Source organism: Geobacillus jurassicus NBRC 107829 (assembly GCF_001544315.1).
GTDB classification, from domain to species: domain Bacteria; phylum Bacillota; class Bacilli; order Bacillales; family Anoxybacillaceae; genus Geobacillus; species Geobacillus jurassicus.
Genome location: NZ_BCQG01000030.1, coordinates 1 through 14462, shown reverse-complemented (window position 1 = coordinate 14462; position 14462 = coordinate 1). Strand labels below are relative to the sequence as shown.

Sequence of the window (14462 nt, the reverse complement as noted above, 5' to 3'; positions counted from 1 at the left end):
TCCAAATGAGTACAGTCTGTTTTTTAGTATAATGGAAGAACGAGAAAGACGCATCCGCCAGGGTTTGTCTCCTTGGCGGGAGAAGATGCCTTGGCGCGGCGCGAATGCCGCATCTCCACACTTTTTGCACATTTGCTAAATAAAATAGTAAAATTGAAATGACATCGGGGCTTGATGGATGAGGAGAGGAATACGTGCGAAAACTGTCATGGAAACTCGGAATGCTGTTTTTTGCCTTTGTCTTGGCCATTGAAATGGTGCTGTTCGTTTCCCTCTACGCTACGCTCGTCCATGCGCGCATCGAGGAAGAATTCGCGCAGCTGTTGGCGCGGGGAAACAGTCATCGCAACGTCTTGGAGAAAAATGACGACCGAACGACGTTGGCGCATGTCGTGATGATGGAGTCAGAGGCGGAAACCGATGTCGCCATCACCGACGCCCGGCGCCGGATTGTATCGGCTTCTGACGGTATTGTTCCGTTTGCCAAGCGCATCATTCCTTTAACGAACGGTCGCCATATTCCCCGCCGGGGAATGATGGTCGAAACCGACTGGAAGCGGGCGTCGCATATCGCCGCCGTCAGCCCGATTCAAATCGGAGGCGAAACGAGAGGATATGTGTATATGTTTCAAGACACCCGCTCGATCCGGGCGATGGTGTATAAACTGAAGCATCATTTTATCGTCGTTGGCGTGCTGTCGGTGGTGATCACCGTGTTGACAATCGCCTTTTTCTCCCGTGCCATTACGATGCCGCTCCTTCGCATGAAACGGGCGACCGAGGCGCTCAGCCGGGGAGATTTTTCCGTCCACCTCGAGATGAAAGGCAACGACGAGCTGGCGCAATTAGGGAAGGCCATTCAAACGTTGGCAAACGATTTGGCGTATTTGAAACAAGAGCGGAGCGAATTTTTAGCGAGCATCTCTCATGAATTGCGCACGCCGCTGACGTATGTGAAAGGATACGCCGACATTGCTAGACGTCCGCATCTTTCTGAGGAGGAACGGGCGAACTATGTGGCGATCATTTACGAAGAAGCGGAAAAGATCGAAAAAATGGTCAAAGACTTGTTTGAATTAGCAAAACTGGAGCAACACTCGTTCCAGATTGAAAAGCAGCCGACTAATCTTTGTTCATTTTTGGCAAAATTGTGTGAAAAACTGCGCCCCGCGTTTCAGGAAAAGCAGCTGTCGCTTGTGTGCCAGTGCCCTGGTTCGGTCACGGCCGCGATCGATCGGCAGCGGTTTGAGCAAGTGATGATCAACGTGCTTGACAATGCGCGAAAGTATGCGTATTCCGGCACGACGGTGGCCGTCGCCATTCACCTGCAAAAACAGGGAATCGTCATTACCGTGTCCGATGAAGGAGCCGGCATTCCATCGGAAGACGTGCCCCGTATTTTCGAGCGGTTTTACCGGGTCGACAAATCGCGGTCACGAATGAGCGGCGGGACCGGACTCGGTTTGGCGATTGCCAAAGAAATCGTCGAGGCGCACGGGGGAACGATCACCGCTAGAAGCGAACAAGGAAAAGGAACGACCATCCTCATTACGCTGCCGGAGGGATAGCGATGTATACGTTGTTGTTGGTCGATGATGAAGAGCGGATGCTTGATTTATTGGAATTGTATTTAGCGCTGAATGGCTACCGCTGCGTGAAACGGCGTTCGGGGGCGGAAGCCATTGACTATTTGCGGCGCCATCACGCAGATTTGGTGCTGCTCGATGTCATGATGCCAGAACTCGACGGATGGGAAACGTGCCGCCGCATCCGTTCGTTTTCGAATGTGCCGATCATGATGGTCACCGCTCGCGATGAGACGGCGGATATCGTCCAAGGGTTGAAAATTGGGGCGGATGATTATGTGACGAAACCGTTTGACGAGGCGGAACTGCTTGCCCGCATTGAAGCGGTGCTGCGCCGCACAGCCGGCGGTCGTTCCGCCATTCGCGCGGCCGGGCTTGTATGGGACGAAGAGGAACATACGGTCCGCTACGAAGACAAGCCGATTGCGTTGACACCGAAAGAGTTCGCTATTTTGGGGCTGCTGTTAAAACACCCGAATCAAGTGTTCAGCCGCGGGCAAATCATCGCGTCGCTATGGGGGTATCTCGCTGACACAGAAGAACGGACGATTGATTCTCACATTAAAAACATCCGCGAAAAATTGCGCCAAGCCGGCTTCCCTGCTGATGAATATTTGCAGACGGTGTGGGGCGTCGGCTATAAATGGAGCGGACGCAAGTCGTAACGAGCGCCGTGTTTCGGAAAGAGAGGCGTTTGGACTAGATGATGGAGAGAATGATCGATGCCCTTCAAGCATCGGGCGAGGCGGCGTATCTTCTCAGCCTTTTGGCCAACCTCGCCATCAGCGTGCTCGGAGTCGTCCCAAGCGCGTTTTTGACCGCGGCCAATTTGACCGTCTTCGGATTTTGGCCCGGCTTTTGGGTGTCATTTGCCGGCGAAGCGCTCGGGGCGGTCGTCTCGTTTGTCTTGTATCGAAAAGGACTTCGCCGATGGAGCGAAACGACATGGCTTTCCCATCCCAAGGTGAAGCCGTTGCTTCATGCAAGCGGCAAGGAGGCGTTTGGGCTCATTTTAGCGCTTCGACTGTTGCCGTTTGTGCCATCAGGGGTGGTAACGTTTGTCGCCGCCATCGGCCGCACGTCTCTCCCCGTCTTTGCGGCGGCCAGTTCGCTCGGCAAGCTCCCAGCTTTATGGATGGAAGCGTATGCCGTCGATCAGGTGATCCGCGTCACGTGGCAGGGAAAACTCATTCTTACCGTCTTATCTGGCGCCATGTTTTTGTTCATCTGGCGGAAGATAAGGAAAAAGATTCCTGGATGAAACAGAGAAGTGGAAACGCAGCCCCTCGCTCAACCTTCTGTTTAAGGCGTTTGGGGAGATTCTGCATGCCTAAAAGCAGGAAAATCCGTGGCGGCCATCTGCACCTTCCTGCGCCCAGAGCTCATCGGTTCGTCTTGCACCACAGCCTGTGGCTTCGCAGACCCGGCAAACCTCGCCTTTCCATCACATGCACTGTTTCGATTTTTCGCATGGTCAAGGCCATCTCCATAAAATCTGCACAAATGACGGGTATGCTAACAAGGCAAGGAGGATGAAAACGATGAAAAACTGGAAAATGTTGTTAGGCGCAACTTCGGTAATGGCAGCGCTTTTGCTATCCGCTTGCACCGGAGCAGACAAGGACAACAAAGCGCCAAAGGAAAATACGGCTTCTCACACCGGGCATGGGGGAATGAATCACTCGGGCTCCGGAGAGGTGCCGGCCGGATTGAAGGAAGCGAAACAACCGAAGTATCCGGTTGGAAGCCAAGTCATCATCCATGCGGACCATATGCCGGGAATGGATGGAGCCAAGGCGACTGTCACCGGCGCGTTTGACACGACCGTCTATACGGTGACGTACACCCCGACGACCGGCGGCAACCCAGTGAAAAACCACAAATGGGTCATTCACGAAGAAATCGAAAACGCCGGTGACAAACCGTTCCAGCCGGGCGATGAAGTCGTCTTGAACGCCGATCATATGGAAGGGATGAAAGGGGCCAAAGCGGTCATCGATTCGGCGAAACAAACGACCGTGTATATGGTCGATTACATCGATACGGAAACCGGTAAAAAAGTGACAAACCACAAATGGGTGACGGAAGACGAGCTGTCGCCGGCCAACTAACGAATAGTCATCGGTGTTTAAGCAAAACGCGCAGCCATTTCCCTAGGAGCATAGGGGAATGGCTTGTTTTTTTCGGTTCATTTGTGAAAGTTGTGGTATAATTGTACGCAAATTCCTTATTTTTTCAAAAATAGACACAGGCGGCTTCGCCTGTCGTCCCACGGATCGATTAGGGAAAAACAAGGAAGAAAGGGAGAAACGATGCGGCGATTTTGGTTGGGAGTCATGTGGTTTTCAGTGGTTTGGGTGCTTTACGGCATCGGAGCGGCAGGGTATCATGTATGGACGGCACACCGGATGGACGGACAGGCGTTGATCCTGGCGCTCGGCATGGCGATCATGGCCTGGCGCGCATGGGACGAATATCGCGGGAACGGTTGGACATGGAAAAAGGAAGACGGGCGCCATGAATGATGAAAAGACGCCTGCCTGCAGCGATCGCCCGAGCGAAAGGAGGCGGTTTGGTTACGCCGTTCGCCCGGGCGCTTTCGTTTCTTCATGTGTAACGGACCCATGGATTGCCGTCCGCTCACGGGATGACGCCCCAAACCACATGCCGGCGCCAAGCAGAATGAACACGACAAGCGCCGCGATTTTCAACCCGGCCAGCCAAAATTCGGCTTCTCCGTAATACCGGACAAACAGATTCAGTGCGGTAATGAAAAGCGCACAACTGAAGGCAAGCAGCCATAGCGGGGCGGACGGCAGCCAATAGCGCAAAAAACTGCCTGCTACAAGCTTTCATCAAGCAACAACCTTTCTAGCACAATATTCATGGATGTACTTTTTCACTTTTATGCTTTTATGCAGTTAAGCGAAAAAATAGTTTTAGAATAGAATAGTTGACTGGCTTTCGTCAACTATTCTCGAAAAACGCGCTCGCCAAGATGGGAATGTTTCGTTATACTGGAAATAGCATTCATGGAAAAAGGAAAAGGAGCGTTCGGGGATGCTTCACAACGGAGGAAGGACGATTTCTGAACAGGCGATATCGGTCTGGCGCTTGACCGGAGGGATTGGGGCTTTGGTGTCAGGGGCCATCATCGGGGGAATCGCGTTTCTCATTTGGCGTTTTGACGGGCCGGACTGGCTGATCAGCATCTTGGCCGCTGCATGGCTTGTCGAAGCGTTCGTGTGGGTCGTTTGGCTGCCGCCGTTGCGGCAGAAACGATGGCGGTATGCCATTCGCGAGGAGGAAATGGAGATTCAACGCGGCGTTTGGTCCACGACATGGACGTTGATTCCGATGAATCGCGTCCAGTACGTCGATGTGCGGCAGGGACCGTTTCTCAAACGGTATCAGTTGGCTTCAGTAGCCATTTTCACCGCGGCGACCGTCCATGAAATTCCTGCGCTTTCCGTCGAGGAAGCGGAACGGCTTTGCCGCTTGATTGCTGAGTGGGCGAAGGTGGCGGATGAAGATGACGACTAAACGCCGCCTCCATCCGATCGCGATTGTGGCCGGGGTCGGGAAAGAGTTGAAAAACATGCTGCTGCCGCTTCTTGTGATCGTCGTTGCCGGCAGCGGCAGCGATTTTTCCTGGGGCGATCTGATCGTTCCGTTCATTGCCTTAGGGTATACGATGGTGATGGGCGTTCTTTCATGGGTTCGTTTTACCTATCATTGGGATGAGGACACGTTGCAAGTGGAAGAAGGGGTGTTTGTCCGGAAAAAACGAGCGATTCCGTTCGAACGCATTCAAGGGATTTCGCTGACTGAAGGAGTATGGCAACGTCTCGTCGGAGCGGTCCATGTACGCATTGAAACGGCTGGGAATGTGCTTGGAGAAGCGGAAGTGACGCTTGCTGCCGTGTCGCGAGAAGACGTTCGCCGCTTGCAGCGCTGCATCGAGCAAGCAAAAGAACGGGCAGGAAGCCTAACGGAGCCGGAAGATCTCGCGGACTGGCAACAGCTTCTTCCTTCGTTGTTTACCCTTTCGATGAAGGAAGTATGGTTTGCCGCTATCACAAGCGGAGGAGCGCTTGGGGTAGTGGCCGCGGTAATGGCGTTTCTGTCGCAGCTTGGCGATCTCGTTCCGTATGAGGCGCTGTTTCGCAATATCCAAGCGACATGGAACGGATATGGGCGATGGTGCATTGGCATTGTCAGCTTGTTTGCGTTGTTGATCGCTTATGGGGTAGCAATTGTGCAAAATATGGTTCGTTTCGCTTCATTCACAGTGCGAAAGCAAGGGGATACGATCGTGATCACCCGCGGTTTGATCGAGCGGAAAGCGGTGTCAATCCGTGTTGACCGCGTCCAAGGCGTGGTCATTCGCGAAAATTGGTTGCGCCGTCTCTTCGGATATGCGACCGTTTCGCTCATTCACGCCGGCGGGGCGCTCGATGACGGCAAACAGGGGGATGTCGTCCTTTGCCCGCTGGTGAAAAAGGAGCGCATAGCGCCGATTGCTCGGGCATGCCTGCCGGAGTATGATCTTGATGTCACGTTCCACCCGTTGCCGAAGCGAGCGAAACTCCGCTACATGCTGCGGCCGCTCTATTGGCTGGTGATTCCGATCACTCTGGCTGCGTATGTTGGGCGCCCGTGGGGGATATGGCTGTTGCTTGTGCTGCCGTCAGCCGCGTGGATCGGGGCACGGCGCCACCAGGCAGCGGGCTGGGCGATTTCTGCGAGCCAGTTGGCGCTCCGAAGCGGTTGGTTCCGCCAAACGACAACGTACATGTTAAAACATCACCTTCAATCGCTTGAGGCGTCGGCAACGTGGTGGCAAAAGCGAAGGCGGCTGGCGACGATCTCCGCTTCCGTCATGCCGCTCGGCACCAGCGCCCGCGTCGTCGATGTAGATGAAGCGGATGCGGCGGCGATCTATCGCTGGCTGCAAGGAAAAAAGGGGAATCAAACATGATGAAGGCATTTCTTCACGGGCTCATCCTTGCGTTCGGGCTCATTTTGCCACTTGGCGTGCAAAACGTGTTCATCTTGACCCAAGGGGCAATCCAGCGGCGTTGGCTGCACGCTTTGCCGGCGGTGCTGACCGCGTCGTTGTGTGATACGTTGTTGATTTTGCTCGCCGTTTTGGGCGTCTCGCTCGTTTGGCTTGGTTCCGCTTGGCTGAAAACGGTCGTGATGGGGGCGGGCGTCCTTTTTTTGCTGTACATGGGCTGGAGTACATGGAAGAGCGAGCCTGCTGCTGGCGGAAGTGAAGCGGCTGAAATGTTTCCGCCCCGCAAACAAATCGCTTTCGCTGCCTCCGTGTCGCTGCTTAATCCCCATGCCATTTTAGATACGATCGGCGTCATCGGCACGAGTTCGCTTGCCTATACAGGAATGGAGAAAGCCTCGTTTACCGCTGCATGTGTGATCGTGTCATGGGGATGGTTTTTGGGCCTTTCCTTCGCTGGAAGAGTGGTCGGCCGCTTGGACGGTAGCGGGCGGGTGCTAGGGGCCATGAATCGGATTTCGGCGCTCATCATTTGGGGAGTGGCTGGATATATGCTTATGCAGCTGTTTCGCGGCTGATTCCCTACGCATCGTCCGCTCCAGAACGGAAACCACTAGGGTCTGTTCACCGAACGAACGATCTGATATAATCGGAAACAAAAAGAAAGGCGATGTTTTGGATCCAAAATAGGGAGAGGCAGGGAGATTCCCCACCTCTTGGTTACGGGACAATTTTCGTCTTTTTGAAGAAGGATAGCAGCCGCCATTTATGGCTTTTTATTTCTTCTTCAGCGGATGGATTGTCTGCCTGAACCATTCTATCCGTTTCCATTGGCGAAGAAGATGGATGGGCCAGGTTCGTTTCGCTAGTTGCTTTGGTAGGCGAAAGGGGGGCAGCGGCGGGGGAGGAGGGCACATCCTGCATGGTTGGTTCATTTTTTGTTATTGGAGCTGGAAGCATCAGTGTTTCATGAATCTCATTTTCACTTTCTGTTTTTTGGTGATTCCCCCTCATGTCTTTAAACGATTGGTCATGATGGGTTATTGTATTGGTTCCATCTTGGCTTTCTAAAGCGGACGCCCTATCGAATGGAAGTTCAGTTTGCGAAGGGATAGAAAGTGTATGTTCGTTGTTGTTGATCCATTCACATATTCTGGCTTCTGTACTTAGCGTATCTTGCGATTGGATGGTGGATGCTGGTGAGTTCGGCGACCTGTCCTCTTCCTCTCCTGTCGACGATTGATGTCGTCGGGATGGATGGCGACTATTGTGAGAGGAATGGTTCTCCATTCGAACACGTTTCATCTGGTTGGACTTTTGAGAAGATAGATGGGTTGATGAGGTTAGATGTGATTCTTTGGTTCTTACAGGTGAAACCACGATGGGCTGTTTTGTTTCATCAATAAATTCTTGTAGTTTCAAAAAGCTGTTCGACGATGAAGATTCTGTCTGTTTGCTGCCAACCAGTTGCTTGGCTGATTGGATCGTTCGAGAGGAAGTTTCGTGCTCTATGGTCAATAGTTGCATAATCTGACGCAACATATCTTTTAATTCGCTCATGTTGCTATCAGGATCCTCTCTTTCTCGGTTATCCCATTTTTTAGTCAAATTTTCCATTTGTTTAGATAGATGTTCAATTTCTCTAGAAAATCGCGATGTTTTTTCCAAAATAGACTCGAGTTCAACTTGTTGGTTTAAAATGTGTTTTTGTAAAACCAATAAATCCTTGTGTCTCTCTTGATCCATTTGCAATAGTTTTTCTTCCACCGTATGAAGTTTGTTGACCAAGAGGCGAACTTCTTCTTTCAGTTCATCTGCTTCTGGTTTATGAGCGACCAGAGCGTTTTTCAGTTCTTCCACCTCTCGAGATAGTTGATGGTTGTGCTCTTTTAAAATACCATAATCTTTTTCCATCGTCTCGATCCTTTCTTTGCAAAGTGTTAATGTTGACTGAAACGAAACATGTTCGTTCATGAAAGATCGTTGCACAGAAAGCTCCCTCTCTAGGGATCGTTTTTTTTCTTCGATCATTTCCCGCTCTTTTTCCCATTCTGTTTGCTTTTGCTTTAGATCCGCTATCTCTTTTAATAAAGACTGGATGTGCTCTTCTTTCATTTTTGCTTGTTCTTTCCAATAGGAACGCTCCGTTTTCAATTGCTCGATCTCCTCGCGCAACTTCCCGTTTTCTTGATCCATCTTCTCTAACGTTGCCGATAAGTCATGAATCTCCGTTGTTTGCCTAGACAACATGTCTTCATACTGTCGGCATTTCTCGGTAAGTTCAGTATTTTCAGCGATTAGCTGGTTGGTTTGTTCGTGAAGATGGGCTAACTGGTCCTCAGAGGTTAACGAAGCGAGCAATGTTTTGTATTTGTCTAATTCGGATTTTAGATGGATGATTTGTTGCTGCAATTGAATACTTTTATGATCTCTGCTCACGGCTTCCCCCCCTTTTTCAGCCATCTGTCATATTAGTGATTATATGCAAAAAATGGATGGTTATTTACACTTCATTTGAGGCAAATGTATAAAAACCTCATTATCAGTTATGAAATGGCTGTATTGGTACAGAATCGTTTGTAAGCAACCGAGTTCATGCCCAGTGTAAAATTTATTATCTTTGTCCTAAACAATGGGCTTTAATGATAAAAATGGGTTTTTTAACTATCACTTCCATTTGTTCGTGACATACTATAGAGTAGCCTAAAAAAATGTAATGAAAGGAAGGGTATATTCCATGCCGATTAATTTAGAGCAATTTGCTCAACAATTCGACCGTGAATGCATCCAAGTTTGTAAAGTATATGACTGGACAACACACGTTGTACAGCTCGCCCAAGAGATCACCTTTACGTTTCCGACTGATTCTTTAACCGGCGTTACGATTTCTCAGGTCAATTGTTCCATCACCTTGTTGGAGTGTGCTGAAGACGCTCCTCGCCGCGATATTGAGTGTGTAGTCGGCGATCAACTCGTCACATTGCAAGCTGTCACCTTAAGAAAAACGATTCAAGTTGTTTTGGAGGTGACTGGAACCAACACAGCTGGCGCCCAAGTCACAGTAGTCAGCAATCCAGCATTGATCACGACCAGCGAAGAAGTGATTCTTTGTGCTCCAGAAGGCACAACGGTATGCTGCAATGCAACGCAAAATACCTTCAATACTTGCCGCGTAGGGGCCTTTACTCAGAATGGCGATGCGATTACCGCTACCGTTTCAGTAAGAATTTGCCAAAGTATCGTTGTGACTTTTGAAGTAATTTTGGAAGTGGCCGCACGGTTTTGCCAACCCCGTCCAGAGATCATCTGCGAGGAAGAATGCCCTGTGGATGTTTTTCCGCCGCAATGCCCGGTCGTCTTTCCAACGATGTAAAAAACAATGTTCCTTCCTGCTCGCAAAAAAGAGGAGATCCGCTCCTCTTTTTTTTCATACATATAACATACAAAAAACATTGAGATGGGTAAGGAGGGAAAAGGATGATCCACCGTCTGCCGGAAATGGAAAATAAAATCAGCACCATCGAGAAAGAGCTTCAGGCGGTCAAACAAGCATTAAAAGAGCTGAAAAATTCCAGCCAACAGAAACACGATGAGATTCAGGCGATTTCCTATTTCACATATTCATTATTGCTCCCGAAAACAACCGGATACAAAGGAACGGTGATCGGCAATTTTACGATTCGCAATATAGGTTCTATCCCATTAGAAAATCCCTTCATATGTTTGAGAGTCACCCCTAAAGAACATATTGCATTATCAGCGAAACTAGGGGACGATGTCCAGTATGACCGCCGTGTAAACCCAGTGGTAATGGAAGCATGGCAATACATGACCGAACAAGCCAAGCAAATGGTCGAAGAGAAAGGGGAATTTTGGCTAAAACCGATTCGTGTATCGCGTATTGAGCCAGGGCAAAACCTCTCTTTCTCGAATTTCCAGTTTCAGATCCATATGGGCGAAGAACAAACGACCTACAAAATGGAAGGATTTTTTTTCTGTCAACAGTTGCCTGACGGGATTCGAGCGCTGAACCATATTGCCATCCATGCTTGACTTTTTTATCCATTGCTTGATACATGCCCAAAAAACAGTTTTTGTTCGGAAACAGCAAAAAAGCTGACTCAATGGCATATGTTTTTCATTGAGTCAGCCTTTTTAGTTATGCGTTTCGGACGACAAGGGCATTCAAGGCGCGAGTTTCGGCTGTGATGGAGCTTAACAATGTGGATAGAAGGCCTCCATTTGTTTCAATAACGATGCGATACACATGTGTGCCTACGCCTGGTACATCGACCCATGTTAAGTTCGGGAATAAGGTTGTATTAGCGGCAGCAGTTAAAACAGGGAGGAGCGATTCTACATCCAGCGAGGCAATCGGGGTAAAGGCCCCTCCATTGGTCGAACGTTCTAAGCGATAAGTAATGCCTGTTAAGGGTAAGCCTGTTGCGATGGCTAGCACAGCCAACTCTAGTTCGACTATAGAATCCAGTTTGACACGATCGCCACTAAGGGTGGTAATCGGTTGCAAACGAAGCACTTCCGTGACAGCCGTTCCTGTTAGTGGAATGGTAATTGGCAAATCCGTCGATGATTGGGTAAAGAACAATTGCGGAAATAACCCTTCATTGCACACACAAACCATAAGTAGATCATCCTTTCCCAATATTTTAGATTTGATACTACTGTATTAAATGATAATGTTTGGAAAAATGTTTCGGATGAATAACTATTTTTCGACCTATTTTTCATTATGAAATGGGAGAATAACTCACACAAGAAAATCGTAAGATGGCATTTATTGAAGATTTTATACTAAAAAATATTTTTTATCCTTTACTATTAAATATCAATTTAGTATAATTTTAATGTGCTAATCATTATCAATTATAGCTGTCAGAGAAAACAGCTAGAAAGATAATGATCACATTTGAATTTATGATGAAAGGGGAAGAGGGAATGGAAAGCCAAAATCAACACAATGCTTCCAAATGTCCATATCATGGCAGTGTGACGAGTCACGCCTCGAACAGAACAACAAACAAAGACTGGTGGCCCAACCAGCTGAACTTAAGCATTCTCCACCAACATGACCGAAAAACGAATCCTCATGATGAAGAGTTCAATTATGCTGAGGAATTTCAAAAATTGGACTATTGGGCGTTAAAAGAAGATTTGCGCAAGTTGATGACGGAAAGCCAAGACTGGTGGCCGGCCGATTATGGCCATTACGGGCCGCTGTTCATCCGCATGGCCTGGCATTCGGCTGGAACGTACCGCATCGGCGACGGCCGCGGCGGCGCGTCGACCGGCACACAGCGCTTTGCGCCGTTGAACAGTTGGCCGGACAACGCCAACTTGGATAAAGCGCGGCGGTTGCTATGGCCGATCAAGAAAAAATACGGAAACAAGATTTCTTGGGCGGACTTGATCGTGCTAGCCGGCAATGTGGCGATTGAGTCAATGGGAGGAAAAACGATCGGGTTTGGCGCCGGCCGAGAGGATGTATGGCACCCGGAAGAAGACATTTACTGGGGATCGGAAAAAGAGTGGCTTGGCTCCGAACGTTACAGCGGAGACCGCGAACTGGAAAACCCGCTGGCGGCCGTTCAGATGGGACTGATTTATGTCAACCCAGAAGGTCCTGACGGCAAGCCAGATCCAAAGGCGGCGGCCCGCGATATTCGCGAAACATTCCGACGGATGGGGATGAACGACGAAGAAACCGTCGCCTTGATCGCAGGCGGCCATACGTTCGGCAAGGCCCATGGCGCCGGCCCTGCCTCGCACGTCGGCCCCGAACCGGAAGCCGCCCCGATTGAAGCACAAGGGCTGGGCTGGATCAGCTCGTATGGAAAAGGAAAGGGACGCGACACGATTACGAGCGGCATTGAAGGGGCTTGGACGCCGACTCCGACTCAATGGGATACGTCGTATTTCGACTTGCTGTTTGGCTATGACTGGTGGCTGACAAAGAGCCCAGCCGGAGCATGGCAATGGCAAGCGGTAGACCCTGATGAAAAAGATTTGGCGCCCGATCCGGAAGATGCATCGAAAAAAGTGCCGACAATCATGATGACAACCGATTTGGCGCTGCGTTTTGATCCGGAATACGAAAAAATCGCCCGCCGGTTCCACCAAAATCCGGAGGAATTCGCGGACGCATTTGCCCGGGCTTGGTTTAAACTCATTCACCGAGATATGGGTCCGAAAACGAGATATCTCGGCCCGGAAGTCCCGAAAGAAGACTTCATCTGGCAAGATCCGATTCCGGAGGTGGACTATGAGCTGAGCGATTCAGAGATTGAAGAAATCAAAGCGAAAATTTTGAACTCGGGACTGACCGTCAGTGAACTGGTGAAAACAGCTTGGGCTTCCGCAAGCACGTTCCGCAATTCCGATAAGCGCGGCGGAGCCAACGGCGCCCGCATCCGCCTCGCTCCGCAAAAAGATTGGGAAGTCAACGAACCGGAGCGGCTGGCAAAAGTGCTTTCGGTTTATGAAGAGATCCAAAGCCAGCTGCCGAAAAAAGTAAGCATCGCCGATCTCATCGTCCTTGGCGGCAGCGCCGCGGTCGAAAAAGCAGCCCGCGATGCCGGCTTTGATGTCAAGGTGCCGTTCATCCCCGGACGGGGCGACGCGACACAAGAGCAAACCGATGTCGAGAGCTTTGCGGTGTTAGAACCGTTTGCGGACGGGTTCCGCAACTATCTGAAGAAAGAGTACAGCGTTCCGCCTGAAGAGCTGCTCGTCGACAAAGCGCAGCTTCTTGGGTTGACGGCTCCCGAAATGACAGTCTTAATTGGCGGTCTGCGGGTGTTGGGGGCGAACTATCGCGATCTGCCTCACGGGGTATTTACCGATCGCATCGGTGTGCTCACCAATGATTTCTTTGTCAACTTGCTAGATATGAACTATGAATGGGTGCCGACAGAAAGCGGCATTTACGAAATTCGCGATCGGAAAACAGGCGAAGTGCGGTGGACGGCAACCCGGGTCGACCTCATTTTCGGGGCCAACTCGATCCTCCGTTCGTACGCGGAATTTTACGCCCAAGACGACAACCAAGAAAAATTCGTCCGCGACTTTATCAACGCTTGGGTCAAAGTGATGAATGCCGATCGTTTTGACATTCATTTGAAACAAGCCAAAGAGTCGGTCACGGTTTGATCGGCGAGGCGAAAAGAAGCAGCTTGCCGCTGAATTGGCAAGCTGCTTTTGTATGTATGTCTAGAGACCTCTTTCTTTTTTTTAATGTATGACATGGTTGAATACTGCTCATTATAGTATGGTTGATGGAAGACGGGAGGCGTATGGGGACATATTACGGCTTAGGAATCATAAAAGAGTTTGTAGCCCAGTTGAAAAAGCCTTTCACTCAAAGCGAGTGGGAACAGATTTTAACAAAACGGATAGACTTATATATGTTATAATGGACTGGTAATCAAGTCCAACTGCATCAAGAGAGGGGGAAGAAAGGGATAAAATGAATTTTTTAAAAGACCCGAACAAAATGAAATTTATTTCATTGATTGTCGCTGTTATTGGATTGTTGTTAATTTTAAACAGCCCTAGATTGGGAGTTTCTTCTGTTTCATCATGGGTTCGATCCGTAGGTGGCTCTGTGGATTCTCAAGAATATTTGCAAATGTTAAAAGGGTATATAAACGCTTATAAAACGGTGGGGGCTATTTTCTTATTTACAGGTTTATTTTCCATTCTCAACAAGAATGACAACAAGTAGATTTTTATAACACAAAACCTGCATGGGCGCAGGTTTTTTATTATGGCTTGTTGAAACAACATAAAAAACACCTCCAGTTGATAATCAACGACCGATAATAAACCGGTAAAAAACAATT

The 14462-nt window shown here is 49.6% G+C and carries 14 protein-coding genes and 1 pseudogene; 12 read left to right on the top strand and 3 right to left on the bottom strand.

The features are described from left to right. Positions 1 to 194: 194 nt before the first annotated feature. The 5 genes from GJ1_RS10135 (at position 195) to GJ1_RS10115 (ending at position 4111) form a co-directional block, all read left to right on the top strand. Positions 195 to 1568: a sensor histidine kinase gene (locus GJ1_RS10135; protein ID WP_066231828.1), complete on the top strand. Its 1374-nt coding sequence runs from the start codon at positions 195 to 197 to the stop codon at positions 1566 to 1568. Positions 1569 to 1570: 2 nt separating this feature from the next. Then, complete coding sequence (locus GJ1_RS10130) at positions 1571 to 2251, top strand: response regulator transcription factor (protein ID WP_066231824.1); 681 nt, start codon at positions 1571 to 1573, stop codon at positions 2249 to 2251. Positions 2252 to 2289: 38 nt separating this feature from the next. After that, on the top strand, positions 2290 to 2847 hold the full coding sequence (locus GJ1_RS10125) for a TVP38/TMEM64 family protein (protein ID WP_066231821.1): 558 nt from the start codon (positions 2290 to 2292) through the stop codon (positions 2845 to 2847). 280 nt (positions 2848 to 3127) lie between these two features. After that, positions 3128 to 3697: a YdhK family protein gene (locus GJ1_RS10120; protein ID WP_066231901.1), complete on the top strand. Its 570-nt coding sequence runs from the start codon at positions 3128 to 3130 to the stop codon at positions 3695 to 3697. Between the two features lie 225 nt (positions 3698 to 3922). Next, positions 3923 to 4111: a hypothetical protein gene (locus GJ1_RS10115; protein WP_231578574.1), complete on the top strand. Its 189-nt coding sequence runs from the start codon at positions 3923 to 3925 to the stop codon at positions 4109 to 4111. Between the two features lie 129 nt (positions 4112 to 4240). Here GJ1_RS10115 and GJ1_RS10110 read toward each other — a convergent pair. Beyond that, positions 4241 to 4435: pseudogene (locus tag GJ1_RS10110) on the bottom strand (amino acid permease); the annotation flags it as partial. A gap of 211 nt (positions 4436 to 4646) precedes the next feature. Here GJ1_RS10110 and GJ1_RS10105 point away from each other — a divergent pair. Genes GJ1_RS10105 through GJ1_RS10095 form a run of 3 tightly spaced genes read left to right on the top strand, consistent with a single transcriptional unit; the run spans position 4647 to position 7181 of the window. Continuing rightward, a complete protein-coding gene (locus tag GJ1_RS10105) occupies positions 4647 to 5129 on the top strand; it encodes a PH domain-containing protein (protein ID WP_066231815.1) in 483 nt (160 codons plus the stop codon). Then, entirely contained in the window at positions 5119 to 6567 is a 1449-nt protein-coding gene (locus GJ1_RS10100; RefSeq protein ID WP_066231812.1) for a PH domain-containing protein, read from the top strand. The genes GJ1_RS10105 and GJ1_RS10100 overlap by 11 nt, the downstream gene beginning before the upstream one ends. Continuing rightward, positions 6564 to 7181: a LysE/ArgO family amino acid transporter gene (locus tag GJ1_RS10095; RefSeq protein WP_066231810.1), complete on the top strand. Its 618-nt coding sequence runs from the start codon at positions 6564 to 6566 to the stop codon at positions 7179 to 7181. The genes GJ1_RS10100 and GJ1_RS10095 overlap by 4 nt, the downstream gene beginning before the upstream one ends. A gap of 142 nt (positions 7182 to 7323) precedes the next feature. Here GJ1_RS10095 and GJ1_RS10090 read toward each other — a convergent pair whose 3' ends face one another. After that, positions 7324 to 9042, bottom strand: a complete 1719-nt coding sequence (locus tag GJ1_RS10090) for a coiled-coil domain-containing protein (RefSeq protein ID WP_066231806.1) — start codon at positions 9040 to 9042, stop codon at positions 7324 to 7326. A gap of 298 nt (positions 9043 to 9340) precedes the next feature. On the opposite strand from GJ1_RS10090, the gene GJ1_RS10085 reads away from it, so the two are divergent. Together GJ1_RS10085 and GJ1_RS10080 are read left to right on the top strand one after the other, a co-directional pair. Next, positions 9341 to 9976, top strand: coding sequence for a BMQ_0737 family morphogenetic spore coat protein (locus GJ1_RS10085; RefSeq protein ID WP_066231803.1), 636 nt, complete (start codon positions 9341 to 9343; stop codon positions 9974 to 9976). Between the two features lie 104 nt (positions 9977 to 10080). Then, positions 10081 to 10656, top strand: coding sequence for a hypothetical protein (locus tag GJ1_RS10080; RefSeq protein ID WP_066231800.1), 576 nt, complete (start codon positions 10081 to 10083; stop codon positions 10654 to 10656). Between the two features lie 106 nt (positions 10657 to 10762). On the opposite strand, the gene GJ1_RS10075 is transcribed toward GJ1_RS10080, so the two are convergent. After that, a complete protein-coding gene (locus GJ1_RS10075; protein ID WP_066231798.1) occupies positions 10763 to 11245 on the bottom strand; it encodes a hypothetical protein in 483 nt (160 codons plus the stop codon). Between the two features lie 314 nt (positions 11246 to 11559). Here GJ1_RS10075 and katG point away from each other — a divergent pair, with 314 nt between their 5' ends. Together katG and GJ1_RS17850 are read left to right on the top strand one after the other, a co-directional pair. Further along, on the top strand, positions 11560 to 13770 hold the full coding sequence (katG, locus tag GJ1_RS10070) for a catalase/peroxidase HPI (RefSeq protein WP_066231795.1): 2211 nt from the start codon (positions 11560 to 11562) through the stop codon (positions 13768 to 13770). 316 nt (positions 13771 to 14086) lie between these two features. Continuing rightward, entirely contained in the window at positions 14087 to 14344 is a 258-nt protein-coding gene (locus tag GJ1_RS17850) for a hypothetical protein (protein ID WP_083509985.1), read from the top strand. Positions 14345 to 14462: the final 118 nt, after the last annotated feature.